This is a genomic window from Arthrobacter sp. P4_F11, from assembly GCF_056401395.1.
Window position 1 is genome coordinate 298,067 of sequence record NZ_JBFUJK010000001.1, and the last position, 24,145, is coordinate 322,211.

General features: G+C 65.5%; 27 protein-coding genes. 10 read left to right on the top strand and 17 right to left on the bottom strand.

Annotation, left to right across the window (positions count from 1 at the left end; all coding sequences use genetic code 11):
- Positions 1 to 121: 121 nt before the first annotated feature.
- Together AC1DRO_RS01470 and AC1DRO_RS01475 are read right to left on the bottom strand one after the other, a co-directional pair.
- On the bottom strand, positions 122 to 658 hold the full coding sequence (locus AC1DRO_RS01470; RefSeq protein ID WP_476949535.1) for a phosphotransferase: 537 nt from the start codon (positions 656 to 658) through the stop codon (positions 122 to 124).
- Positions 659 to 1,615: 957 nt separating this feature from the next.
- Positions 1,616 to 1,921, bottom strand: a complete 306-nt coding sequence (locus AC1DRO_RS01475; RefSeq protein ID WP_476949536.1) for an antibiotic biosynthesis monooxygenase family protein — start codon at positions 1,919 to 1,921, stop codon at positions 1,616 to 1,618.
- Positions 1,922 to 2,580: 659 nt separating this feature from the next.
- Here AC1DRO_RS01475 and AC1DRO_RS01480 point away from each other — a divergent pair.
- Entirely contained in the window at positions 2,581 to 2,775 is a 195-nt protein-coding gene (locus tag AC1DRO_RS01480; protein WP_476949537.1) for a hypothetical protein, read from the top strand.
- Positions 2,776 to 2,831: 56 nt separating this feature from the next.
- On the opposite strand, the gene AC1DRO_RS01485 is transcribed toward AC1DRO_RS01480, so the two are convergent.
- Together AC1DRO_RS01485 and AC1DRO_RS01490 are read right to left on the bottom strand one after the other, a co-directional pair.
- Positions 2,832 to 2,942: a DUF1508 domain-containing protein gene (locus AC1DRO_RS01485; protein ID WP_476949538.1), complete on the bottom strand. Its 111-nt coding sequence runs from the start codon at positions 2,940 to 2,942 to the stop codon at positions 2,832 to 2,834.
- Positions 2,943 to 3,110: 168 nt separating this feature from the next.
- Positions 3,111 to 3,581: a hypothetical protein gene (locus AC1DRO_RS01490; protein WP_476949539.1), complete on the bottom strand. Its 471-nt coding sequence runs from the start codon at positions 3,579 to 3,581 to the stop codon at positions 3,111 to 3,113.
- Positions 3,582 to 3,723: 142 nt separating this feature from the next.
- On the opposite strand from AC1DRO_RS01490, the gene AC1DRO_RS01495 reads away from it, so the two are divergent.
- Complete coding sequence (locus AC1DRO_RS01495) at positions 3,724 to 4,020, top strand: DUF1648 domain-containing protein (protein ID WP_476949540.1); 297 nt, start codon at positions 3,724 to 3,726, stop codon at positions 4,018 to 4,020.
- Positions 4,017 to 4,334, top strand: a complete 318-nt coding sequence (locus AC1DRO_RS01500; RefSeq protein WP_476949541.1) for a hypothetical protein — start codon at positions 4,017 to 4,019, stop codon at positions 4,332 to 4,334. Before AC1DRO_RS01495 ends, AC1DRO_RS01500 begins: the two co-directional genes overlap by 4 nt.
- A 25-nt stretch (positions 4,335 to 4,359) precedes the next feature.
- Here the strand turns inward: AC1DRO_RS01500 and AC1DRO_RS01505 are convergent, their stop codons facing one another.
- The 4 genes from AC1DRO_RS01505 to AC1DRO_RS01520 form a co-directional block, all read right to left on the bottom strand.
- Positions 4,360 to 4,950 carry a dihydrofolate reductase family protein gene (locus tag AC1DRO_RS01505; RefSeq protein WP_476949542.1) on the bottom strand — a complete coding sequence of 197 codons (591 nt, stop codon included), beginning with the start codon at positions 4,948 to 4,950 and terminating at the stop codon, positions 4,360 to 4,362.
- A 78-nt stretch (positions 4,951 to 5,028) separates the two neighbouring features.
- Positions 5,029 to 5,994 (bottom strand): amidohydrolase family protein, encoded by a 966-nt coding sequence (locus AC1DRO_RS01510; protein WP_476949543.1) that lies wholly within the window; start codon positions 5,992 to 5,994, stop codon positions 5,029 to 5,031.
- A 327-nt stretch (positions 5,995 to 6,321) separates the two neighbouring features.
- The gene (locus AC1DRO_RS01515; RefSeq protein WP_476949544.1) at positions 6,322 to 6,810 is read right to left on the bottom strand and encodes a VOC family protein; all 489 of its coding nucleotides are present in this window, start codon (positions 6,808 to 6,810) and stop codon (positions 6,322 to 6,324) included.
- A 172-nt stretch (positions 6,811 to 6,982) separates the two neighbouring features.
- Positions 6,983 to 7,123, bottom strand: a complete 141-nt coding sequence (locus tag AC1DRO_RS01520; RefSeq protein WP_476949545.1) for a hypothetical protein — start codon at positions 7,121 to 7,123, stop codon at positions 6,983 to 6,985.
- Positions 7,124 to 7,132: 9 nt separating this feature from the next.
- Here AC1DRO_RS01520 and AC1DRO_RS01525 point away from each other — a divergent pair, with 9 nt between their 5' ends.
- The 3 genes from AC1DRO_RS01525 (at position 7,133) to AC1DRO_RS01535 (ending at position 12,169) form a co-directional block, all read left to right on the top strand.
- Positions 7,133 to 9,064, top strand: coding sequence for a glycoside hydrolase family 15 protein (locus AC1DRO_RS01525; RefSeq protein ID WP_476949546.1), 1,932 nt, complete (start codon positions 7,133 to 7,135; stop codon positions 9,062 to 9,064).
- Positions 9,065 to 9,210: 146 nt separating this feature from the next.
- Positions 9,211 to 9,636, top strand: a complete 426-nt coding sequence (locus tag AC1DRO_RS01530) for a DUF5956 family protein (RefSeq protein WP_476949547.1) — start codon at positions 9,211 to 9,213, stop codon at positions 9,634 to 9,636.
- A 1,435-nt stretch (positions 9,637 to 11,071) separates the two neighbouring features.
- A complete protein-coding gene (locus AC1DRO_RS01535) occupies positions 11,072 to 12,169 on the top strand; it encodes an ATP-binding protein (protein WP_476949766.1) in 1,098 nt (365 codons plus the stop codon).
- 15 nt (positions 12,170 to 12,184) lie between these two features.
- On the opposite strand, the gene AC1DRO_RS01540 is transcribed toward AC1DRO_RS01535, so the two are convergent.
- The 3 genes from AC1DRO_RS01540 to AC1DRO_RS01550 are packed head-to-tail and all read right to left on the bottom strand — an operon-like array spanning position 12,185 to position 15,014.
- A complete protein-coding gene (locus AC1DRO_RS01540; RefSeq protein ID WP_476949548.1) occupies positions 12,185 to 12,379 on the bottom strand; it encodes a hypothetical protein in 195 nt (64 codons plus the stop codon).
- Between the two features lie 30 nt (positions 12,380 to 12,409).
- Positions 12,410 to 13,696: an FAD-dependent oxidoreductase gene (locus AC1DRO_RS01545; protein ID WP_476949549.1), complete on the bottom strand. Its 1,287-nt coding sequence runs from the start codon at positions 13,694 to 13,696 to the stop codon at positions 12,410 to 12,412.
- Complete coding sequence (locus AC1DRO_RS01550) at positions 13,689 to 15,014, bottom strand: MFS transporter (RefSeq protein ID WP_476949550.1); 1,326 nt, start codon at positions 15,012 to 15,014, stop codon at positions 13,689 to 13,691. The genes AC1DRO_RS01545 and AC1DRO_RS01550 overlap by 8 nt, the downstream gene beginning before the upstream one ends.
- A gap of 49 nt (positions 15,015 to 15,063) precedes the next feature.
- On the opposite strand from AC1DRO_RS01550, the gene AC1DRO_RS01555 reads away from it, so the two are divergent.
- The 4 genes from AC1DRO_RS01555 to AC1DRO_RS01570 all read left to right on the top strand — a co-directional run bounded on the left by AC1DRO_RS01555 (position 15,064) and on the right by AC1DRO_RS01570 (position 18,729).
- Positions 15,064 to 15,885: an IclR family transcriptional regulator gene (locus AC1DRO_RS01555; RefSeq protein ID WP_476949551.1), complete on the top strand. Its 822-nt coding sequence runs from the start codon at positions 15,064 to 15,066 to the stop codon at positions 15,883 to 15,885.
- A 119-nt stretch (positions 15,886 to 16,004) separates the two neighbouring features.
- Complete coding sequence (locus AC1DRO_RS01560) at positions 16,005 to 17,135, top strand: cupin domain-containing protein (RefSeq protein WP_243177549.1); 1,131 nt, start codon at positions 16,005 to 16,007, stop codon at positions 17,133 to 17,135.
- Positions 17,135 to 17,971: a fumarylacetoacetate hydrolase family protein gene (locus AC1DRO_RS01565; RefSeq protein WP_459384731.1), complete on the top strand. Its 837-nt coding sequence runs from the start codon at positions 17,135 to 17,137 to the stop codon at positions 17,969 to 17,971. The genes AC1DRO_RS01560 and AC1DRO_RS01565 overlap by 1 nt, the downstream gene beginning before the upstream one ends.
- Positions 17,971 to 18,729 (top strand): maleylpyruvate isomerase family mycothiol-dependent enzyme, encoded by a 759-nt coding sequence (locus AC1DRO_RS01570; RefSeq protein WP_476949552.1) that lies wholly within the window; start codon positions 17,971 to 17,973, stop codon positions 18,727 to 18,729. Before AC1DRO_RS01565 ends, AC1DRO_RS01570 begins: the two co-directional genes overlap by 1 nt.
- A gap of 74 nt (positions 18,730 to 18,803) precedes the next feature.
- Here AC1DRO_RS01570 and AC1DRO_RS01575 read toward each other — a convergent pair whose 3' ends face one another.
- The 6 genes from AC1DRO_RS01575 to AC1DRO_RS01600 form a co-directional block, all read right to left on the bottom strand.
- Positions 18,804 to 20,267, bottom strand: coding sequence for an MFS transporter (locus AC1DRO_RS01575; RefSeq protein WP_476949553.1), 1,464 nt, complete (start codon positions 20,265 to 20,267; stop codon positions 18,804 to 18,806).
- Positions 20,268 to 20,351: 84 nt separating this feature from the next.
- On the bottom strand, positions 20,352 to 20,825 hold the full coding sequence (locus AC1DRO_RS01580; protein ID WP_476949554.1) for a MarR family winged helix-turn-helix transcriptional regulator: 474 nt from the start codon (positions 20,823 to 20,825) through the stop codon (positions 20,352 to 20,354).
- A 35-nt stretch (positions 20,826 to 20,860) separates the two neighbouring features.
- Positions 20,861 to 21,475 (bottom strand): TetR/AcrR family transcriptional regulator, encoded by a 615-nt coding sequence (locus AC1DRO_RS01585; RefSeq protein WP_476949555.1) that lies wholly within the window; start codon positions 21,473 to 21,475, stop codon positions 20,861 to 20,863.
- Positions 21,476 to 21,503: 28 nt separating this feature from the next.
- On the bottom strand, positions 21,504 to 22,751 hold the full coding sequence (locus tag AC1DRO_RS01590) for an NAD(P)/FAD-dependent oxidoreductase (protein WP_476949556.1): 1,248 nt from the start codon (positions 22,749 to 22,751) through the stop codon (positions 21,504 to 21,506).
- Entirely contained in the window at positions 22,748 to 22,942 is a 195-nt protein-coding gene (locus AC1DRO_RS01595) for a ferredoxin (RefSeq protein ID WP_243177561.1), read from the bottom strand. Before AC1DRO_RS01595 ends, AC1DRO_RS01590 begins: the two co-directional genes overlap by 4 nt.
- Positions 22,939 to 24,111 carry a cytochrome P450 gene (locus AC1DRO_RS01600; RefSeq protein WP_476949557.1) on the bottom strand — a complete coding sequence of 391 codons (1,173 nt, stop codon included), beginning with the start codon at positions 24,109 to 24,111 and terminating at the stop codon, positions 22,939 to 22,941. The genes AC1DRO_RS01595 and AC1DRO_RS01600 overlap by 4 nt, the downstream gene beginning before the upstream one ends.
- Between the last annotated feature and the right edge of the window lie 34 nt (positions 24,112 to 24,145).

A 24,145-nucleotide genomic window follows, 5' to 3' on the forward strand; every position in this document is an offset into this window, starting at 1 on the left:
CTCCCCGAAGGAACAGGCCTCGTTTGTGCAGGTCAAGCGTCCTCGGGCGTCACTCCGACGTGGGCCACAGGTGTGGTCCTGGTGATTACACCCGTCGGCTCCGGTCCCGACTGCGTGCGCGTCAGTTGAGCGTGGCGGACGTATTTTTGTGAATGAAGGACTGAACCATAGGAATGAGGCCCGGTGCCAGTTGCGAAGCTCTGTCTATGGCCGGATCGGGGGCTTCCATGAACAGGCCGTGTCCGGCGCCAGGGAACACGGCGATGCCGTGTGGATTTCCGGGTAGTGGCGGGAGGAATGACGAGAAGGCGGCCAGGCTCTCGGGGACTGGAACCAGCGCGTCCGAGAGGCGCGTACTCGGGCCCGCCGCGTCCCAATCGATGAACACCCACCGCTCGCCCATAATGAGGTTCCACGGCGCCAGGTCGTTGTGGCACATCAAGGTCGGATTCTCGGCAGGAAGCAGAAGGTTCCATCCGGTCGTCTCCGGGAGGCCAAATCCTTCGCTCGCATCTTGAATCTGGCGAATCAAACGGCCGACCCGCAAGAGGTCATCCTGCCCTAGGGGCAACTGGTCCAGCGCAGATACACCCTCGACGTACTCGATGACATGCCGCTCAGCGTGATCCTTGCCCAGGGGTTTGGGAAAAAACGTCAACGCCAGCTACTTGAAGAGCTTTCAGGTACTTCTGGACAATGGCAGAGTTTTCCAGCCACGGTTTGCGGACCGTGTCGCCAATACGAACGACACTCTCTGAGGCGTTTCCGCCTACAAGTTCTTCAGCTTCCTCGTTCACCCGAAGAACGCTACTGCGTGCAAACAAGCTGGCCAAGCCCGGGCGGAGCCAATACGCGTCCCGCAAAGGGATCGGCTTACGGGCACCAGGGGTGACAATTAGCGCTGCGAGAATGCCGCCACTTATCGCTGCGATTTACACATTTGTCCGGGATTTTTCGCTGCGGGGGAGCGGATCGAGGGTGTCGCGGTGGGGGACCGGCTTACGGGCGGGCCGGCCGGGGACGCCGCTCCGTCTCCAAGTTGGATAAGTCTTGCAGGATCATCTTGGAGCGTTAACCGCATCTGGACTCCGCGACACCGACGGGTAGAGCATCCATCGCTTCACGGCGCTCGGGGGCACATGCAGCTATGAGACGGGGTCGACGAAGAACTCAGTGCAGCGTTGAGGGCCTACTCCGAGGCTTGGTATCAGTACCACTACGACGCGATGCGCCGGCGTGGGGAGGCTGTGCTGTCAGCGAGGGAGCGATTCCTGTCCGTGCACTGCAGGCTGAAGCGGACCGCGTGCCTGACCCGGGTGGACCGGTTAAAAACTACATTGACGCGCTTCATGCTTGGGCAGCTACCCATCCCGAGGTTGACCCCAGTGAAATGGGCGCAATCACCTCCCCCTTAATCCGGGATCATCGGTAAGATGCTCGGGCTACTTTGACGACGTGATGGTCAACAATCCGCTCGAAGATAATATCCGCGGGTATCGGTATGCAAGAGACCCAATCGATGACGCCTTCCCCTTCACTGGACACGTAGATCCTTCATTGGTCTGCCAGACCGGTGAGGGATCCCTTCCGGGATGCCGGCCAGGCTAGGCGCGCTCTACTGAGGAGGAGCGGAGCTCACGAGCTCGTAGTGTTCGACCAACGGAAACGGCTCGTAGAACCTATGCAGAAGCTCCCGCCACTGCTGATACTGCCGGGATCCCCTGAAGCCAATGGTGTGGTCCTCCAAACTGTCCCACTGCACCAGAAGTAAGTACGTGTTGGGTGTTTCGATCGAGCGCGAGAGCGACAACGAGACGAAGCCAGGCATCGACGCAATAATCAAACGAGCGCGATCGAATGCTGCCTCAAAATCTTCTTCCTGGCCGGAAATAACGGGAAGCAGCGCGTGTTCGGTAATCATCGGGCAAGTCTCGCAGATTCCCGCAGAGGGATCCCTATACGGAACGGCAAGACCGGCCAGCTCGGCAATTTAATCGCTATCCCAGGTTGACAGTCACAACCGCGCACCGTACCCAGGGTTGTATCTGCGACGGGTGATTGTGGTGGGGGTTGTGGGACAACATGCGGGACGGCCAGGTTACGCGGCGGCCTGCGGTTCGCGGTCAGCGGGGGGAGCGTTCCACTATGGCTGTCCCGGTTCCAAGGAAGTGGGACGCACTCTCGTGACCGAGGCTCGGAGCAAACGATCAACAGGATTGAAAGCGCGAACGTCCACGGCCTGATTTCGGCATTGTTCAACACCAAGGTCAGAGCGAAGTAGCGCGCAGACAACCCATGCAAGGGGATCTCCCTGCCGAAGCGCTTGGCAACGGAGGAAACGGCCCGGCTCCCGCACCGGATTATCACGCGCCCGCGCCGGTCCAGCCCCCAGCCCCCGTGTATCGGGTGCCGGTCCCGCGCCGGCTCCGGTCGTCAGGGTGCCGGCCCCGAACAATGCCCCCGCCAAGACCTGGGCGCAGCCGCAGGCTCCCGGCGCTCCGGTTCCCGGCACGCAGTGCGGTCCGGCCATCGGCCCGCAGACGGTCACCCCCCGCCGAGGAAATCTCAAATGCCGTTCCGGTGGCATCCTCGTCACCGCCGGTCGCGAGCCAGGCAGCCGCCGAGCGGGCCTCCAGCATCCCTACGTTCAACCCGGCACCAATCTTCATCATTGGCGGGGCGCTGCTGGCCGCGGCCCTGGTCTGCTTCATCCGCCCGGTCCGCGCCGTGGTCGCACGGCTCGTGTCACGGAAAGACCACAGCCAGGCCAGATGAAAGTCCGGCCGGCTTGCAGCGGACGGCCGGCTTTTCTCACGCCGTGAGGGGCCCGGTCAGGACCCCTCGGTGAGGTCCACGACGTCGGACCCGGCCTTCTTCTTGACGGACTCGACCTCGTGCATCGCGCTGGCCTTCGTCTTATAGCTTTCCGAGGACGCGATCACCTCACCGTTCGCCGCTTTCCGCCGGAACCGGGACCCGCCGGCCTTTGTCCTTGTAGACCTCGTATTTGCCTGCCATGGGACACTCCTTTGCACCGGTGGATCCGGCCCGGCGGCCGCTGGGGCGCAGACTGTTACCTGCGGCCCGGTGTGGGATCGGGAATGCCACGCCTATGGCGCCAGCAGCGCACAGACATCCGTCAATTTGCCCGGCCCGGTGAGCCCCCCATTCGGGTAGACCGGCCCATTCAAAGTCCAGTTCACCTGACCTGATGTGTAGAAGATGCCAGGGGCGCCGGAGCCAACTGGGAGTGTGATCAGGTTTTTGCCGGTCGCTTTATAGACAAAGTCGGTGGGGCCAAGCGCCACCTGTATAGTCCCGTTCAAGGGGTAGCTGACCACTTTTGAGGTCGGGCCCGTCAGCGTGATTGTGATGGCCGCACCTACGTTGCTATAGAACCGCAACAGCTTCGAGCCGTTGCAGTGATGGGGAAACTGTTCGATCACTTTGATCTTCCCCGTAGTCACGGCCTCGACCTGGAAACCGGGGCAGTCAAGAGTGTCCGTCGTCTGCTCGACCGGCGTCGGTGGTGCCGCGACGGCCGAGCCCGACCCTGCGGAAAGGCCGAACAGGGAGGGCAATGGGTATGAGCACGCGCTTCATGAGGTTGCTCCTTCGTAGCTTGCGAAAAAGTCCCCCCAGGGGCACGGGACAATCCCTGACGCGGCGCGGCGCCGACAAGCGTAGGCCCTACCTACCCGACCTGGCTCTGGGGCCCCGGCAGTGATCGCCATCGTCGCCACGGTCATAGTCGGCGTGATCAGCTACCCGTCGATGCCCGACGCGCTCGCGGTCCACCACGGCGCGAACGGCGCGCCCAACCGGGTGGCAGCCAAGTCGGTGGGCCCTGCGTTTCTCTCTGGTGTTCGTGCAAATCTGTGTGACCGGGTTGCTCGTATCGCGGCGGCCATCTTCCACAGCCGGCCCGACCTCGACCCGGCTCGCCCGTTGGCCTCGGCGCGCTGGTACCGGCAGTACATGTCACTGGGCGTCAAGCGCTCCTCGGGCTGGTCGCGATGATCGACGTGGGGATGCTGGGCTCGTCGCTGTTGATGTGGACCGGGACGGTCTCGCCGTGGGCGGGACTGGTGGTCGCGCTCCCGATCCTGGCCGCCGTCGGTGTTGCCATAGTGGTCCTGGCCAGGAACAACCGCGAGCGCGATGAGGGTAAGAGGGACACGGGACTAACTCACCGGGACGACGACAAGTACTGGCGCGGTGGCCTGTTCTACATAAACCGCGAAGACCACGCGCTGATGGTTCCGCGGCGGCACGGCCTGCTCGACGAAGTTCGAAGCCTCGTCCATACCGTGGTCCTCGGGCAGGCCGAGTGACCTCCGAGGACTAAGGGTCGGCCTGTCAGCGGATTACCCGATAGCGCACGTGGGTGACGAGGCTGGAACCGCTCACTTCCGTCGGCTCAAGCTTGAGGTCCGTCACGCCGTCCAGCAACCGCTCGCCCGCTCCCAAAACTATGGGCGCAATGTGGAGCCGCAGCTCGTCGATCAGCCCCGCCGCAAGGAATTGTCGGGCGGTCTGCGCTCCTCCGGCTATGGCCACGTCCTTGCCGCCAGCGGCCTTCCGCGCCTGGGCCAACGCCGATTCGATCCCATCGGCCGCGAAGTTGAACGTTGTGCCGCCCTCCATCTCCACGGGCTCGCGTGGATGATGGGTGAGAACGAACACAGGTGCGTGATAGGGCGGTTCCTCACCCCACCATCCCCGCCACTGCTCATCCCATGCCCCTGGACCGGCGTACATGTTCCGGCCCATGATGTACGCGCCAGCGGCGAGGATGCCTTCGAGCTCGGCTGCGTTGGACTCGGCTTCTTCGAACATCCACCTGTGGAGGCGTTCTCCGCCCCGCCCCAGGGGTTCCGCCACGCTTTGGTTTGGGCCAGCAACGAATCCGTCGAGGGAAATAGTCAGATCGCATGTGACTCTGCTCATGCGCCCATCATGCCAGCACTCGGCGGTTCGGGTCAGGCGGTGCGACCAGTGGCTGTCATGCAACGCTTCCAATATGAACTAAGTCTGCTCAGGCCTCAGCCGGGGAAAGAGCGCCTCGGAATTGCCGCGGTCTATCGCAGCGCGCACGGAGGAGTCCAGCGGATAATTCTCATACTCCATATTCAGGAAATCGATCGCCGCAGAGGGTGCGAACGGGAAGTCAGTTCCGTATGTGATCCGGCTCGGGTCAGCTACCTCGAGCAGGCTGGGCAGGGCCGCCGGGCTGGCGGACAGGGCCACGTCGTAATAAAACCGCCGCAAGATGGACTGCTTCTTATCTCCCAGCGCCGCCAGCGCGCTGAGGGCCAGGTCCTTATCGTTGAGCATCGTCAGCAGGATCCTGTAGGCGATGTAAGGCACGAAGCCGCCCGCGTGGGCCAGGATGAACCTGATTCCCGAGAACTTTTCCATCGCACCGGACAGGATCAGGCTGATAGCGGTGCGGGTGGTGTCGAGTAGGAAATCTGCGGCGAAGGCGGGTATGCCCGGCACCGCCGGACCGGGCAGTTCAGCGGGGTGGATGAACACTACGGCACGGCGGTGGTGCAGGAACTCCAGCAGAGGCTCAAAGCCAGGATCGCCCAGATAGCGGCCGGCGTTGTTGGCCAGCAATACGATCCCGTCCGCGAGCAGGGTGTCCAGGGCGTACTGGGCCTCCGCCAGGGCGCCTTGCACGTCCGGCAGCGTGAGCGTCGCGAAGAACCCGAACCGCTCAGGCCGGGCCGCGACCACCTCTGCACTGTATTCGTTGATCTCCCGCGCCCGCCGCCGTGCCTCCGCAGCGTCCCCGAAGTACACGCCGGGCGTGGACAGGGACAAGATGCCGGTCTGCACGTCGTGCCTGTCCATGAACTTCAACGCTGAGCGCTCGGACCACGACGGCAGGCCAATGCCGCCGGGGCGGATGCCCTTTTCAAGTATCCAGCGCGCATACCCAGGCGGAATGATGTGCTGGTGAGTGTCAATGCGGTACGGCCGGCCCATCCGGATCCTTGTCCACGTCGTTTCGCTGATACGCGGGCCCTCAGCAGATGTGAACAATCTACTCGCAAATCCGACCCATGAGCAGACCGCCGGACGGTGCCTGAGACTGAGCTAGACCGTCAATGGGTGCTCGTCGAACTCGTGTGTACCAAACGCCGCGGGGGCTGGGAGCCGTTCTCTTAGTCGCTTGCTGGTTCTCCGTGGTCAGCGCCTGCGGGGGCGAGGTGGCAGGTGACGGCAGACGCTAGAGCCCGTATGTCGTGAAGGTAGGCGGCATAGCCGAGTTTCGCCGGATCGACCACAATAGGCCGGCCTGTCCGCTTGCCTCTACTGGTAGCAATGGCATGGCGGGGGAGAAGGGACACCGGTGCAGGTGCCGGCCCGCTCGGCCAGGGACACGATAGTCCTCTCCGGGCCGCGTACATAGGCCATGCGCCAGATGTGCTCGTACTGGCCGATGTCGCCGATCAGCCCGTAGCCGTCCGCGGCCAGGAGGTCAACGACCGCCTGGATGTCGTCGACCTCGAAGGCCACGTTGCGCAGCCCCAACTCATTGGCCATCGCCGCGGGCGATCCAGGCTGGTGGTCGGGCCGGACAAAGCTCGAAAGCTCCAGCCGGGTACCTCCGTCGGGCGGCCGCAGCATGATGATCTGCGTTCGGGAGTCGGGGATGCCGATCACCGTGTCGAGGAACTCGCCCTCGACGAACATCGGCGCGCCCTCGACCTCGAGACCCAGCCCGACGAAGAACGCCGTCACCGCGTTGAGATCGGCAACGGTGATACCAACATGATCGAAACGCCATACCTGTGACATGAGATCAATCCTCCGTTGCTCATCTTGTCGATCCATCGGAATTGCGGAGCCGACGGGGATCTCAGCACAATCATCGGCGAAATCCTTCAGCGCCCCGATTGAACAATCCCAAGGATTGGCAGAGCGGGTCAACGTTGTCCCGGGTCGAGGAGGCCTCGACCATATAGGGAATTCAGGTCCAGCGCCTCTTTGGCCGGCGTGCGTACGAGATCTTCGCCGCCGCATCGCCGTCGTCCTCTGCGATGAAGAACTGACCGTTGGGGAGGAAGCCGTCCAGGTAGCCGGGGTCCCGTTTCCACCCTGAGGGGAACATACTGGGGTGGTGAGGATCGACGCCCGGTCAGGGGCAGAGGGGAAGCGGCGGCCCGGGGCCGGCACGAGCCCGTTTCCGCCGATCGCCGACTATGGGTTTTTGTCTGACTGTGAGGCCAACTGCTTGATTGCATCGAGCGGGCAGGTCGAGTGGATGTGCGTGCCGCGTCACGACTCGCCGAGTGTGTTCTCGACTATCCTCGACCGCGCCGCGGGTGGCTTCAAGGTGGCGCCGTACGGCGTCCGGGAGCCCACTGCGCGCCGCTATCTCCCCGGCAGCTTGATCCTGGAGACCACCTGGCAGACCAGGACGGGCTGGCTGATCGTGAGAGATGCCCTGGTGATGGGTCCGTGGCACCACACCGACGAGAGGGCAGGCCGGTACCGCCGCCCGCCGACGAACTACGAGGCCGAGCATTGCCTGCTGCGCACCGTCCGGTGCGTCAACGGTGCGGTTGAGCTGTCCGTGCTGTGCGAGCCGGTCCTCGGCTACGGCCAGCGCCGGGCACGGTGGGAGTTCTCCAGCCCCGGATACGGAGAGGCCGTGACCGTCAGCGGTGATGAGGGGGATCCGGTGCTGCATCTGACTACCGACCGCCGGCTGGGCATCGAGGACTCCATCGCGGTCATTCGCAGCCGGATGACCGAGGGCGAGCAGGCCTTTATCGCGCTCTCCTGGGGGTCGCTGCCCCCGCCGCGGACGTGGGAAGAAGCCACACGCAAGCAGTGGCAGACCACTGAATTCTGGAGGCAATGGATCACCGGGGGCGAGTTCCCCGACCACCCGTGGCGGGAGCAGTTGCAGCGCAGTGCGCTGACGTTGAAGGGCCTCACCTACGCGCCGACTGGAGCTCTGGTCGCGGCGCCCACCACCTCGCTGCCCGAGACGCCCGGGGGAGAGCGGAACTGGGATTACCGGTACACATGGGTGCGCGATTCCACGTTCGCGCTCTGGGCCCTCTACACCCTCGGCCTGGACCGGGAAGCCGACGACTTCTTCGCATTCATCCGCGACGTCGCCGCCGAGGACGACCTGCAGATCATGTACGGCATCGACGGCGAAAGGGACCTTCCCGAGGTTACTGTCGAGGGACTCGGCGGCTACGACGGCGCCCGCCCCGTCCGGATCGGCAACGCTGCCGCCCACCAGCGCCAGCTCGACGTCTGGGGCATGATGCTGGACTCCGTCTACCTCCACGCCAAATCCCGTGACCAGCTTCCCGAGCCGCTCTGGCCCGTCCTGCTCCGCCAGGTCGAGCAAGCCGCCGCCCACTGGCGGGACCCCGACCACGGCATCTGGGAGGTCCGTGGCGAACCGAAGCACTTCACCTCCTCAAAGCTCATGTGCTGGGTCGCCCTGGATCGTGGCGCCCGGCTGGCGCGCCTGCACGGTCAGGCTGATTACGCACGAAAGTGGGACGCCATCGCCACGGAGATTCATGAGGACATCTGCCGCAATGCGGTCGACGACCGAGGCGTGTTCGTCCAGTCCTACGGCACAACGAACCTCGATGCCTCGCTTCTCCTTGTTCCGCTCGTCCGATTCCTGCCCATCAACGATCCACGCGTGCGCGCCACGGTCTTGGCCATCGCCGATGAACTCACCCGGGACGGACTCGTCCTGCGCTACCGCCCCGAGCAGACCGACGACGGTCTCACCGGCGACGAAGGGACCTTCACGACCTGCTCGTTCTGGCTCGTCTCGGCCCTGGTCGAGATCGGAGAGGTGGTACGCGCCAAGGCACTGTGCGAACGTCTGCTGTCCCTTGCCAGTCCCTTGGGCCTCTACGCTGAGGAGCTGGATCCGGTGAGCGGCCGTCACCTCGGCAACTTCCCACAGGCGTTCACCCACCTGGCCCTCATCAACGCGCTCGTGCACCTCATCCGCGCCGAAGAAACCAACCGCGCGGCGCAGTTCGCCCCGGCCCACCGCACGCCCTGATACGCGGACGAAGGTCAAGGTACGGATTTCAATGACGGGCTCAAGCTTCCACGGGAAGCCGCCCGGATGCGGGTCCCGGAACCGGATGTTCTCCCTGCCGCAGCCGTGCGGAGAGGTGACCCATTCGGAGAGGCAAGGAGCAGCCCATGTGGAGTGAGGTGCAGGAATCCGGGCCCTCGGCTTCCTGGCTGGACCTGCCCGAGAATGGCTGGGGGGGGGCGCTCATCGGCTGGGCAGCCGGCCTGGACAACTTGCGCCGCCGCCCGTCCTCGGACGCCGCCAGGACAATCACCGGTTACACCGAGCGAGGGGGTAGGCAACAACCCTGCGAGGAACCGTTCACAGCTGCCGACCGGCAGGGAATCGAACATGACATCGACCGGTACCTCCGGGATGCCGGCCTCCCGCCGCGGCCGAGGGGCTACGTCTGGATGATCCGTGTCCCGGAAGGGCATGCATCATCCGAGACCTTCCTGGCTGAGGTGGACACCGCAATCATTCGAACCGCCGAAGGCACTATCAATCCGAAGCAGCTGCGGCCGATCGTCGCGGCTATTCTCCGCGATTTCTAGGCGGAGGACATTTGATCAATCAATTCGGAGCCCTGAGAACGGGCGGCGGGGGAGCTGGGCTGACAGGACCTGGAGCGATCTAGGGGAGTCCGCCCGGTCGTGAGCCCGGCAGCTCAATGGCAGCCGTGCAGGGAGCCTCCCGTGGATTCGGCGCCTATCCGGCAGCTCATTTGTCGCCGTCGGGGCCGTGCAGGGAAGCGGGCTGCCGCCCTGGGACGTCCGCAACGTTCTCGAACCGTGGTTACTCAGCTTGGAGCGTGAGCGTATTTGTCCCGCTCGTCCAGGTCAAAGTGTCTTGTGTATGAGTCATTGCAATGGGACGTTTCAAGAATTCATGAATCCATGCTTGATGTTCGCCGGCAGTACCGATGCAGCCGCTGGCGCCAGTGGCGACCTTCCCGAGGGTCATGATGTTTCCAGTAATTGTGACTGGCCCGCTGATGGGGGAGCAATCCGTTTGCATGGCCAGCTGCAGGGTACCTTCGACGGAGCTCAGTCGCACCTTGATGGTCCCGGCGGCCGTCCAGGGTAGAGCCCTACCGTTGGATGTTGCGGCGACGCTGCTGTAGGTGGAGCAAGGCGCTGTAGGCAGGAAAGCCGCGCACGTTTCCTGCGGCGGGCCGGAGGTGGCCGGGACGGGGCTGTTACTCACGGAGCTGGTCGGGGCACTCGGTGATGTTGCCGCGATTCCGGAAGCGGTGGGCGTGGAGGCTGCTGATCCCGTCACCCCTGATGGGGTGGTTGCGCATGATGTCATGAGCAATGCCGCCGCCAGAACTGAAATTCCTATTCGAAGGCGCCAGATGCGATCCATTGTTCCCCCTGGTGAATGAACGCTGAACCGAGCATAGGCTTCGACGTCCGGTTTGTCTCTGGCTTCTGCCGATGAATTGGACGATCCCGATTCACACCCATAAATCAGTCAAGGGAAATTTGTACGGCATTCACGGGCGTCCAGGAACCTGAAACTTGGGATGGCAATCACCGCTTGAGGCTTTCGGTGATTTTCCGCGTCGCTCTGTGCACAGGACCGCGGAGAGGGCCCGGGGCCAGTGATATTGCATCAGATGCAATAATCACTGTTCAACTTGACATAATGTTGATTATCGGCACTTAAAGTACGGGAGTAGGAGTAGACATTGCTCGGCGAAGCTCGTGCGGACCCAGAGCGAATTTTCTCTGCTTGCAATCGGCATGCCGCTATCCAACCATGCGAATCAGGGTCGGATCTGGCAGCCTGACTGCTGCAGCCTCAGGTGGTCAGAACCGAGACTGCATAGAGCGCATGGTCGGCGTGTTTTCGTGCAGGATGGCCTGGACGCTACATATTCGCCCTGCAGGAGCTCCTGGGGCTTTGCGGGATGTGAAGCCTGATAGTGTGATATCAGTTTCACCACTTTCACCACTTTCACCTACTTTCACCCTGGAGGTCCCGGTGCGGAACCCGTTCAAGCCCACCGCAGGGGCCACACCGCCGGACTTGATTGGGCGGGCCGGGCTCTTGGATGAATTCGAGTACGGCCTGCAGCAAGGCTCGGGAGCGCCCGGGCTTTTGACCATCATCACCGGATCCAGAGGCATCGGCAAGACAGTCATGCTGAGCGCCGCGGAACGGATCGCGGGAACTCACGGCTGGGCGGTAATCTCCCGAACAGCAAACCCCGGTTTCCTCGCCGGAATCGGCGACGACATGCTCCGGCTTGTCGAGGAACTCGGAGACGGGCCCCCAACACGGAAAATCACAGCATTCTCGGCGGCGGGGTTCGGACTAACAACGCAACTCCCCCAGGAACGAAGTGCCGACTGGCGACGGACCGGGAACGAACTTCTGCGGCTGTTGGACGCAAAAGGTACGGGACTCGTTATCACCATCGACGAGATACATGCGGTCGACCGCACAGAAATTTCCCAACTGGCCGCTGAAGTGCAGCATTTCATCCGCGACGGACTGCCCATCGGCCTCATCTTCGCCGGCCTGCCATCCGCAGTCTCCGACCTCCTCAACGAGGGAGTGGCGACCTTCCTGCGACGCGCCGACAGGATCAATCTCCACGAGGCAGCCATCGCCGAAGTCACCGCGTCCTACAGCGAGCTCTTCAGTGAGGGAGGGATAGACGTCTCCCCCGGCCTCTGCAGTGAAGCCGCGGAGGCTACCGAGGGCTACCCCTTCCTTATTCAGCTTGTGGGCTACTACCTCTGGCTGGAGGCGGGGAAGGCCAAGTGGAAACTGGATGAGAGCGGCGTGCACAGAGCCATCAGCGCCGCTCAAAGACGAAACACATTAGTAGTCGTCGAGTCAGCGCTTTCGGATATCTCCGACAAGGACCGCGAGTTCCTCGACGCCATGGCCCTTCAGGATGGATCATCGGCAGCGGGCCTGATCGGAAACATCATGACGGCCAAGCCCAACGTGGTGTCCAAGTACCGAAAGAGACTCATCGCCGCGGGCCTGATCGAGTCAGCCGGCTACGGCAGGGTGGACTTCGCAATCCCCGGACTCCGCCAATACCTCCGCGAAACAGCGTCGGCCTGATGCAGTGACGGAACGTCAGCGGAGCTCCTCGACCAGCCCGATGAAGATTCCGGCGGGGCCGCGGACGTAGCAGTAACGGTAGATGTCCCCACACGCTGCCACCTCCCCCACGAGTTCCAGGAATCGGCGGAAAGTCCGTACTGGATCATGACGGAAGAAGCTCCGGGCCGGCTCCTTGAGGAAGCCGGCCCGGAGCTCGTAACGGGTCACCCAATGACGGCGCCCGGCCCGGAGCCCGGATCAGGCGGAAATCTTGTCCGCCATGCCGGAGTGTGCCGCGCGGGCCGCCGGCACGCCGTCGCCGTCCTGGCCGTACAGCCAGTCGTTGTACCGGAAATCGTTGTCCATCCGGCTCTTGAACAGCAGGTTGCGCAGCGTCCGGGCCAGCCCGGAGACGTGCCAGGATTCGCCCCAGACGCGGGCGGTGCGCTGGACCCTGGCGGTGCGGCCGGCGCGGAGGTTGTTGAATTCCTTGATCGCGCCGTCCCAGGCTGCGGGGTTGACGCCGTCGGCAGTGAACACGGTGCCGTTGGTGACGTCCTGCAGCACTGCCGCGTCCTCGAGCGCCTGGCAGGCGCCCTGGGCCAGGTACTGCAGCATCGGGTGCGCGGCGTCGCCCATCAGCACCATCCGGCCGGCCACCCAGTTTTCGATCGGATCGCGGTCGTACATGGGCCAGCGCATGCTGGTGCCCAGGTTTTTCAGCGCAGCCTGGACGGCGGGGACGCAGTCCTTGTAGGCGGCCTCGAGCTCGTCGACTCCGCCGTACTGCTCCTCGCCGCGCTCAAAGGAGGCGGACTTGAAAACGGCCACGGTGTTCAGCAGCTCGCCCTTGCGCAGCGGGTACTGCACCAGGTGGCAGTCCGGTCCGAGGTAGACAATGACGTCCTCGAGGTCCGCTTTGGGTGTGTGTTCGGTTATGGGCACGGTGCCGCGGTAGGCGACGTAGGCCGAGGGGACCGGCTCGTCGCCGGCAACGAGCGGGCGCAGGGTGGACTTGAGCCCGTCGGCGCCGATGACGACGTCGGCCTCGTAGTCCACGCCGGCGGCCGTGTGGGCCACTCCCCTGCCGTTCACGGTCTCCACGCTCTCGACCATGACATCGTTGACCAGTTTCACGCCCGCCGCTTCGCAGCCCTCGAGCAGGACCCGGTGCAGGTCGCTGCGGTGGATCACCACGTAGGGCGCACCGTAGCGTTCCTCGAATTCCCCGCCGAGGCTCTGGCGCGTGAGCTCCTCGCCGGTGACGGCGTCGCGGAAGACCAGATGCTTGGGCTGGACGCCAATCTCCAGGGCCTTGTCCAGCAGGCCCCAGCGCTTCAGGACGCGGGAGGCGTTGGGCGCCATCTGCAGCCCAGCGCCGACCTCGCCGAATTCGGGGGCCCGCTCCACGAGGGTGACGTTGGCGCCGCTTTCCCGCAGCGCAAGGGCTCCGGCCAATCCGGCCATTCCCCCTCCGATGACGAGGACATCGGTGGACAGTCCGTCGGTGGACAGGAAACTGGTGGACGGGACGTGCTCAGACATTGCTTGCTCCTGTGAGTGAAGGGGAGGTTGAGAGTTTTGATTTGAGTTTGAGCCCGACGGCGGCCAGCAGGACCGCTGCTATCGCGGCTGCACCGGCGAAGGCCAGGAAATTGGAATTGACGCCCAGTCCGGCAGCCAGCAGGAGGCCACCGATCTGGGGTGCGGCGACGGCGCCGATGCGGCCCGTCCCCAGCGCCCAGCCCAGCGCGGTCCCCCGCAGGTGCCCGGGATAGTGGCTCGCGACGGCGGCGATGATGAGGCACTGGGTGCCGTGGGTGCCGACGCCGGCGAGGACCAGCATGAGGTAGACGACCGTCACGGGCGGTCCCGTAACCAGGACCACGAGCGCGCCGGCGGCGACGGCGGCCGCGGCGATCGCCGTCGGGATCGGGCCGAACCGGGTCCCGGCCCAGGCCGTGATGACCGAGCCGGCCACCGCACCCAGGTTGAGGGCCAGGGCGAAGGTCAGGGCTGAGCCCAGGTTGTACCCGGCCAGCTGCATGAGGTTGGGCAGCCAGGTTCCCAGCCCGTACCAGGCGAACAGGGTAGCGATCGTCGCGAGGGCGAACAGCAGGCTCACCCCCAGGTAAGGGGCGCGGAGCAGAGACTTGAAGCCGATCGGCTCTTTGAGGTTGCGAGTTCCCCTGTCCTCGGCACTGACCGGGGCCAGCGTCTCGGGCAGGTATTTCAGTCCAAGAGGCACCACGATCATCAGTGCGAGCACGGCCACGAGGAACATGGACTCCCAGCCGAAAGCAGGGATCAGTTGGATGCCGACGAGGGCGGCGATGGACCCGCCGATCGGGACGCCGGACATCATCAGGGTGGCGATGGTAGACCGCCACTTAGTGGGGACCAGTTCGGCAACGAGGGCGTTCGCCGAGGGCACCAGGCCACCGAGCCCAATGCCCGCCAAGAGCCGCAGCCCCCCGAAGACGGCTGCGTTGGGGGCGAAGGCGCAGAGGATGGTGAAAATCGAGAAGACGATGGCACAGCCCAGGATGGTGCGGCGGCGGCCCCACGAGTCGGCCATCCGGCCGGCGAAGATTGCCCCGATCATCATGCCGACGAAAGCCATGGAACCAATGGTCCCGGCGGTGGCCTTGGTCAGCCCCCAACCGGTCTCGGAGATCAGGGAGGACTGGACCGTGCCGTAGACGATCAGGTCGTAGCCATCGAAGACCACCAACAGCCAGCAGACCAGGACGGCGGCTGCCGAGCCTTTGGAGAACCGTGATGCAGGCCCACCAACGGTAGAGGGGGCAGGGGCCCCCGGCGAAGACCGTTGCGGCACTGCAACAGATTGTGTGTGATTCATGCCACTCACTGTCCTAGCCGCCGCAGGTGAACCACAATACAATTCTGATGTGCAGAACAACCCATCCGGCAGAGCGGCCCGGAAGCCCGTCCAGAAACGGCCCACCTATTCCATCGAGGCGGTGGACAACGCGCTGCAGCTCCTCCAGCTGCTCCGCGACGGCGGAGCACTCCGGCTCAAGGACGCCGCCGAGGAGCTGGGCGTGGCGCCCTCCACCGCCCACCGCCTGCTGGCGATGCTGGTCTACCGGGGTTTCGCCGTGCAGGATGAAAACCGCCGCTATGTCCCCGGCCCGGCAATGGGCGTCGGGCCGGCCGGCCTGAGCTGGACCCGGCTGCTCCGGTCACTGGCCCAGCCGCACATGGAGCTTCTCTCTGCACGGCTCAACGAGACGGTGAACCTCATGGTGCGCGTGGGGACGAAAGTGCGCTTCCTGGCGACGGTGGAAGGGAACAATGTGCTGCGGGTTGGTGACCGGCAGGGGACGGTGATGGCCGCCAACAAAACGTCCGGAGGCAAGGCCATGCTCGCCGAACTGGAACAGCCGATGATCGACCAGCTCTTTCGCAGCAACAATGCCGAGATTGGCGGGGACACCATTGCGGCCGCGGAGTACCCGGCGTTCCTGCGCGAGCTTGACTCCGTCCGCAGCAACGGATTCGCGGCCAATTTCGAAGGCACGGAAGAGGGCGTGAGCGCGCTCGGGATGGCCCTTCACAACCGGCACGGGCACGTGGTCGGCGCACTCAGCGTCGCCACTCCGGCGACCCGCTTCCGCCGCGTGTTTGACGCCGGACTGGTCCCCGCCCTGCGGGAAACCTGCCGGCAACTGGAGATCGATATCGCGGCCAACCCGGCCGAGCCGGACTGAGCACCGCGGCCGCCCGGTTCCGGGAATTCTGACCAGCAGAATATGTTGGGGGTCACACACCGGCATCCGTAGAGTCGAACTACGCCAAAGAACTGTTCTGACCTACCGAGGAGGCCCACGTGTCCATCAGCGCCGAGAACACGACTCACGAATCAGTGGCCGCGGGGCACACTGCTCCGGAGCCGACGCCCGAAGAAGCTGCCCAGCTCAAAGAGCTGTACCGGGATTTTGACCGCGAAAACCTGATCCCGCTGTGGACCGAGATCGCAGACCTCATGCCGATGGTCCCGACCCCCAAGGCGGTCCCCCACGTCTGGCGGTGGAGCGACCTGTACCCGCTGGCTGCCCGTGCCGGCGATCTGGTCCCGGTGGGCCGGGGCGGGGAACGCCGGGCCATTGCCCTGGCCAATCCAGGCCTGGCCGGGACGCCGTACGCCACCCCCACGCTGTGGGCGGCCATCCAGTACCTCGGCGCCCGGGAAACGGCTCCGGAGCACCGGCACTCGCAGAACGCGTTCCGCTTCGTCGTCGAGGGCGAAGGGGTCTGGACTGTGGTGAACGGGGACCCGGTGCGGATGTCCCGCGGCGATTTCCTGCTGACCCCGGGGTGGAACTTCCACGGGCACCACAACGACACCGATGAGCCGATGGCCTGGATCGACGGCCTGGACATCCCGTTCGTGCACTACGCTGACGCCGGCTTCTTCGAATTCGGCACCGAGCGCGTCACCGACGAGGCCACCCCGGACATCTCCCGCTCCGAGCGGCTCTGGGCGCACCCGGGCCTGCGCCCGCTGTCGGGCCTGGATGACACCACGAGCTCCCCCATTGCGGCCTACCGCTGGGAACATACGGACCGTGCCCTGTCCGAGCAGCTGCTGCTCGAGGACGAGGGCCACCCGGCCACTGTGTCCCAGGGCCACGCCGCCGTCCGCTACACCAACCCCACCACCGGCGGGGACGTGATGCCGACCATCCGGGCCGAATTCCACCGCTTGCGCGGCGGGGCCAGCACCGAGGCCGTCCGCGAGGTCGGTTCCAGCGTCTGGCAGGTCTTCGAAGGCTCCGGCTCCGTGGTCCTCAACGGCGAAACCAGGACCCTGGCCAAGGGCGACCTCTTCGTGGTCCCGTCCTGGCAGGAATGGTCGCTGCAGGCCGGAACCCAGTTTGATCTGTTCCGCTTCAGTGACGCCCCCATTTTTGAACGGCTGAACTTCAACCGCACCTACATCGAAGGACGCAACAAGTAATGAGACTCCTCACCCTCCGCACCTCTGTTGGAGACAAAACAGTAACTAAGGCCGTCCGCCAGGACGGCGACACCCTGACCGAGATCGACGGCTTCGCCGACGTCGGAGAACTGCTCCGCACCCAGGGCTGGGAAGCGACGGCGAAGGCGGCGAACGGCGCCACGTACCCGGCCGAGGGCGCCGACCTGGACGCCGTGGTCCCCTCCCCCGGCAAGATCATCTGCGTGGGCCACAACTACCGCAACCACATCAAGGAAATGGGCCGGGAAGTCCCCGAGTTCCCCACCCTGTTCGCCAAGTACCAGGAATCACTGATCGGCCCCAACGATGACCTGGCCCTGCCGCAGGAATCCGACGCCGTCGACTGGGAAGCCGAACTCGCCGTCGTGATCGGCAAAAAAGGCCGCCGGATCAGCGAAGCCAACGCCGCGGACCACATCGCCGGCTACGCCGTCCTGAACGATGTGTCCATGCGCGACTACCAGTTCCGCACCATCCAGTGGCTGCAGGGCAAGACCTGGGAGAAGTCCACCCCGTTCGGCCCGGCCCTGGTCACCAAGGATGAGTTCACCGCCGGCCCGCTGATGACCTCCGCGGTCGACGGCGAAGTCCAGCAGAGCACCCCGACCGGGGATCTCGTGTTCACCCCGGAGTTCCTGGTCTCCTACATTTCCACGATCATCACACTGAACCCGGGCGACGTGATCGCGACCGGCACCCCGGGCGGGGTGGGCCACGCCCAGGACCCGAAGCGCTACCTGCAGGAAGGCCAGGTCCTGGTCACCACCATCGAGGGACTGGGCCAGCTGAAGAACCGCGTCATCAAGGAAGCCTGATGGTTGCCCGCCAGGACCAGACGACGGACCCGGAACTGCTCGCGGCGCTGTTGCAGGCCCGGCGCGGCACGGCGTTCTTCGCCCGCAAGCTCAATGAACTCAGTGACTCGGAGCTCGACGGCGATTCGCTGCTGCCGGGCTGGACCCGCCGCCACATCACGGCGCACATCGGCTACAACGCCCGGGCGATCGCCCGGCTCATCGAGTGGGCGGCCACCGGAGTGGAGACCCCGATGTACGCCTCCACTGCGGTCCGGGACCACGAGATCGACTTCGGCGCCACGCTGAGCCCGATCGCGCTCCGGCACCTCTTCGACCACTCGGCCGTGCACCTGAACGTCGAATGGCGCGACCTGCCCGGGGACGCCTGGCACCACAAAGTCCGCACCATCCAGGGCCGGGAAGTGCCCGCCACGGAAACGGTGTGGATGCGCAGCCGCGAAGTCTGGATGCACGCCGTCGACCTCGCCAACGGCGCGAGCTTCGCCGACATCCCGGCACCGGTGCTGGAACGGCTGCTGGCGGACATCACCGGCGCCTGGCACACCCGCGGCACCGACAAAGGCCTCGTGGTTAAGGTCCCCGACCGCGACCTCACGTTCGGGGACACGGCGTCGGCGACCCCCACCGTGGTCTCCGGACCGCTGGCCGCCGTCGTCGAATGGGCCGCCGGCCGCGGCAATGGCGGCGTCACAGCTACCGGGCCCGGCACTGAAGCGAACGACGGGACGGCTCCAGCCGCCCCGAATTGGATTTGAGCACTGGCTCAACAGCCGTCAAAGCGGAAGGCCCCCTCGGCGAGGGGGCCTTCCGCTTTTCGTGCCTGGTTGCGTCAGCCCAGGTGCACGACTGGAGTATCGCCAGCTGATCCGGTGAACGTCTCGCGGTCGATGTTAATGAGCAGCAGGGCTACCGGGGCAATCAGGATCGCGACGCCTGCGGCCCAGAGGAACACCAAGGCATAACCTGCAGAGAGGGCCGCCAGTGTCACGCCACCGGCCGTGGCTGCTGCGGCGATGGTGCTGAACAAGGCGATGCCGAGGGAGCCGCCGATCTGCTGCGAGGCGTTGACCAACGCACTGGCCACACCGGAGTCATCCTTGTCCACGCCGAACAGGGCAAGGTTCTGCATGGGCACGAACACCATGCCCAGCCCGACGCCCAGGAGAAGCAGGGCGGGGAGCACGTTGACGAAGTAGCTGCCCTCGGCGCTGACCTGGGTGAGCCACAGCATCGCAGCCGCCATGAAGACCGGCCCCACGGTGGTCGGGATTTTGGCCCCCAGTTTCGGCAGGTTCTTCGCGACGAGCGCTGCCGTGATGATTACCGCAACCGTCATCGGCAGCGAAGCCAGCCCGGCGAGGAACGGAGCGAAGCCCAGCACGATCTGGATGTAGAAGTTGATGAACAGGATGCCGCCAATGAGGACAGCGCCGGAAAGGAACGACGCCAGGAAGGCGGCCGCGCGGTTTCGTTCGGTGGCCACGCGCAGCGGCAGGAGCGGATGCCTGACTTTGGTCTCGACCAAGACGAAGACTGCCAGGAGAACTCCACCGGCGGCAATGAAGCCCCAGGCTTCGGGGGCATCCCAGCCGTGCTCGGCGTTGGTGAAGCCGTAGACGAGGGATCCCAGGCCGAGGGCTGCCAGAATAACCCCGGGCCAGTCGTACTTGGTGGACCCCTGGGCCCTGCTGTCACTGACCAGGGACCACACGCCGAAGAGGGCGATGGCGGCAATCGGCACATTCACGAAGAAGCACCAGCGCCAGCTCACGTGTTCGGTCAAAAACCCGCCCAGCAGGACACCGGCGGCCGCGCCGACGCCGGTGATGGAGCCGAAAATCGCAAACGCCGTGCCGCGGTCCTTTCCGCCCGGAAAGGCGACGGTCAGCAGCGCCAAGGCAGCAGGGGCCAGCAGCGCAGCGAACACGCCCTGCAGCGCGCGGGCGCCGATCAGCTCCCAGGGCTGCTGCGCGATGCCGCCGACCAGGGACGCGGCGGCGAAGCCGACGGCGGCCACAAGGAACGTCCGCTTGCGGCCCCAGAAGTCTGCAATGCGTCCGCCGAGCAGCAGGAACGCGCCGAAGGCCAGCGCGTAGGCGGTGACCACCCAGGAGCGGGTCGAGTCGCTGATCCCCGTCTCGAGCTGAAGACGCGGCAGCGCCAGGTTCACGATCGTGCCGTCCAGCACCACCATGAACTGCGCGAGGGCGAGGAACCCCAGCGCCCACCAGCGGTTCCCCGGCCTGCTCCCCCGCCGGACGACTGCCTCTTCCAACTGTGTTGCCATACCCATGTCCCATCCTCCAAAGTAGTAATACTTATAAAAGTATAACTATCGAGGGCGACGGATCGTGACCGTGGAGGGGGGTGATGTGGGTTACTCGGGTTCGGACAGTATCGAGGCGAGGCGCTGCAGGGCCGGGAGGCTGGCGGCAATTTGCTCGCGCTCTGCAGGCAGCAACCGGGAACTGGCCGACTCCAGCGCCCCCGCCCAGGCACCCTCGAGGAGCGCCTTGATCCGCTGGGATTCGGCCGTGGGGTGGAGGGCGACGTAGCGCTTGTCCGCGGCGTCGCGGATCCTGGTGACGAGGCCTGCGGCGACCAGCTCACGCAGCTGGACGCTGACGTTGCTGAACTGCCGGCCCAGACGGGAAGCGACTTCCGCGACGGTGATGCCGGGGTTGCTTTCGATGACGCGGAGGATTTCCAGCACGCCGTTGGACAGCGGCCGGACGCCGGTGTCATTGTGTGACTTCCGCCGGACGTCGGCGGAAATGTCGATCACGGCGACGGCCAGGGCCCGGTGGTCGACGGCCTTGTCCAGTGCTTCGCCTGCGCCAATGCGTTCCATTCCATAAGCATAGGCGTCCGTCTGCGAGGGCAGGCTTAGCCTTCGTCGCAGAGCAGGTGATACCAGTTATCGGCGAGCACCTCGAGGGCGTGTTCCCGGTTTGGTTCAAACTTCCGTCGGGTCCAGAGCGTGGCCACGTAGTCGAGCGAGGTGAAGGCAAGGGTGCCGCGAATGTGGTGCGTCTCCTCCGGGAAGCGCCCTGCCAGCTCCATTCCGCGCATGAGGTCCGAAATGACCTCCTCATGCCATCCCTCGACCAAGGCGCGCACTTCGCGGTCGATGGCGGCGGCCTCCTCGAGCACGTCGAGGTACGGGCGGAAGACCGGCCAGAGCGCCGCCCGCGACTCCAGCCAGGCCAGGATGCCCGCCAGCTCGCCCGCACGCACGACGTCGACGAGCTCGGCCGCGGTCGATCCCCGTTCGGGGCCGGCCGCGCGGTCCAGTACGGCGTTGACGCGGGCCATGAAGTCCCGCATCAGGTCGCCGCGCGTGGGGTAATAGGCGTAAAAAGTCACCCGGGTGGTGCCGGCCGCAGCGGCGATCTCATCGATCGTCGTCGCGGCGTACCCCTTCTCGGTGAAGAGCTCCAGCGCCCGTTCGACGATCACGTCGCGGGTCAGCTGCTTCTGGGCTTCTCGCAACGACGACATGGATCAATCCTAACGGTGTTGTGCGGCGTCAGGTTCGAGCGGGCGCCGCCGCACGCAGCGCGGCCGGACCGGCGTCGGCGAACCGGCGCAGCTTGGGGACGGGGATCCGGTAGTTGAGCGCGGCGGCGGTGCCGGAACCGTCCGTGTTGTCCCAGCGAAGCAGCATCGAGTCCTCGGCCCCGCCGGGCTCGCAGTAGTCGGGAGGCCCGACAGCCGGCGCGAAGCCCGCCGACTTGAGCGAGAGGCCGAAGCCCTCCGTCCAGAAGTACGGCTGGAAGTCGAACTCGGGCGCCGCGTCACCCTTGAGGAGGCCGACGCCGGCGATCCTGGCCTGGTCGATGGCGCTGGTCCACAGGGGCACCCGTTCCACCCCGCGGCGGGTCGGGAAGGACGCCACATCGCCGGCGGCGACGATGTCCGGCCGGAGCCTGCCGCGGGAATCGACCCGCAGCTGTCCGTCGATGAGAAGGTTCGAGCCGGAGAGCCAGCCGATGTTCGGCGCGTCCCCGATGGCGGTGACCACCAGGTCGGCCTCCAGCGCGGTGCCGTTGGCCAGGACGACCTTTGCCCCGGCACCGTGATCGACAAGCCGGGCCTTCCCGCCGCCGACCACGCGCAGTCCGCGCCGGATGGCGGCGGCGGTGAAGATATCCGCCAGATGGTCGCCGAGCTGACGCGCCAGGGGCTTGCCGTCGGAGACGAGGGTGACCTCGCAGCCCGCGTGCACGCAACCGGACGCGACCTCCATGCCCAGCGCTCCGCCGCCGATCACGATAACCGACGGGCGCGATGCGACGCGTTCCTTGAGGAGGATCGCATCCTCGATGGTGCGCAGGGTGAGTTCCCGGTGGGAGCCGTCCCGTTGCGGTCCGGCTGCTCCCTTCTTCTGCGTCTTTTGCGCACCCGCCCCGAGTCGCTTTGCCCGGGAACCCGAAGCGATGACGAGGCCGTCATACGGCAGCTCCCCTCCCCCGTCCAGGCGCACCAGCCGGGCCTCGACGTCCAGGCCCGTGGCGCTGACTCCGAGCAGCTCCGTTGCCTCGTGAGTCGGCTCGGGGAGCACATGGGGTTGGAGTCCGCCGTCGCTGTTCCCGTCGACGGTGTTGTCATCGACAGCGTGCAGCAGCGCCTTGGAGAGGGCCGGCCGGCTGTAGGGCTGGTGGCGCTCAGCGCCCACAACAGTGAGCTCGCCGTCGAAGCCGGCCGAGCGCAGTGAGTCGCAGGCCGTGAGTCCGGCGATGCCGTTGCCGACCACCACGATCTTTCGCATCGTCATGCCGCGGCCAAACGCAGTGCGGCAACCGGGCAGACCCTCACCGCTGCCTTCGCGGCGTCCAGGTCAGCCCCTTCCACGTCCGGGACGTCGAGTACCAGCTCGCCGTCATCGTCGAGGTGCATCAGCCGCGGCGCGGCTTCTTCGCAGAGGCCGTGTCCCTCGCAGCGGGGCCGGTCGAGTTGGATCCTCATGCTGCCACCACCTTGGCGACCTGGAGCGACTCGAGGCTCCGCGTGATGTTGCTCGGCTCCCGGACCTCGTCGGAGACCGTCAGCGTTTTCACCCTGCGGGCAAGCGCCTCAATGATCGCATGCGCTTCCAGTTTCGCCAGGCCCTGGCCGGCGCAGCCGTGCGGTCCGTAGCCGAAGGACAGGTGGTCGACCGGGTTCCGCATCACGTCGAAGGTGTCGGGATCCCCGTAGTGCCGCGGGTCGCGGTTGCCGGCCCCAAAGAGGATGCCCACCTGGGCACCTGCGGGAATCGTGACGCCCTCGATCTCCACGTCGCGCATTGCCTTGCGGCCCCAGATGTGAACCGGGGCCCAGTAGCGCAGCACTTCGGCGAACGCTGCGGGGACCAGGTCCGGGTTCTTCCGGACCAGTTCGAACTGCTCCGGGTGGCGGCCGAACAGCGCGATGATGTTCCCGATTGACGCTATTGTCGTATCAACGCCGGCTCCCAGGTACTGGTGGATGATGTGCCCCGCAGAGCCCTGGGGAATGTCGCCGCGTGTCTCGGCATCGAAAATACCTCGGCCGATTGAGCCGGGTGTGAGGTCTTCTGCGGTGACCGACGAGCACCAGCCGTAGAGTTCGCCGGCGATCGGGAAGCTCTCCTGGGTGCGCTGGTTCAGCGGGCCGATGACCTGCATCGCGGCCTGGCCCCAGCGCAGCATGTTGTCCTTGACGTGTCCGCTGAAGCCAATGAGGTCGGCAACGATTTCGATCGGGAAGGCCCGCGCCAGGGAATCGATGGCCTCGAAGCTGCCGCTGGCGGCGAGCTCGGCGACGAGCTTGTCCGCCTTTTCGTCGATGACGACTTTCAGGCCGCGGAGCGCCCGGGGGGTGAGGTTCTGTGACAGCGTGGCGCGGAGCTGCGTGTGGACGGGCGGGTCGGAGGCAAGCGAGGTGCCCTGCAGCGCCTCGTTCACCATGGGGTTGAAGCCGATGCTGGTGGACGAGAAGGTCTCCGGGTCGCCGAGCGCATCGCGGATGACGTCGTAGCGCGTCAGGACGTAGAGGTCGTTCTTGGGGAGGTGGACCACTGCGGCCTGCTCGCGGAGCGCGGCGTAGGTGGGGTAAGGGTCGACCAGGACGTCGTCGTCCCAGATGTCGATGACGGATTCGGTGGGTGCAGTCACAGTGTTCTCCTTGTGGATGGTAGGTGGTCAGGTC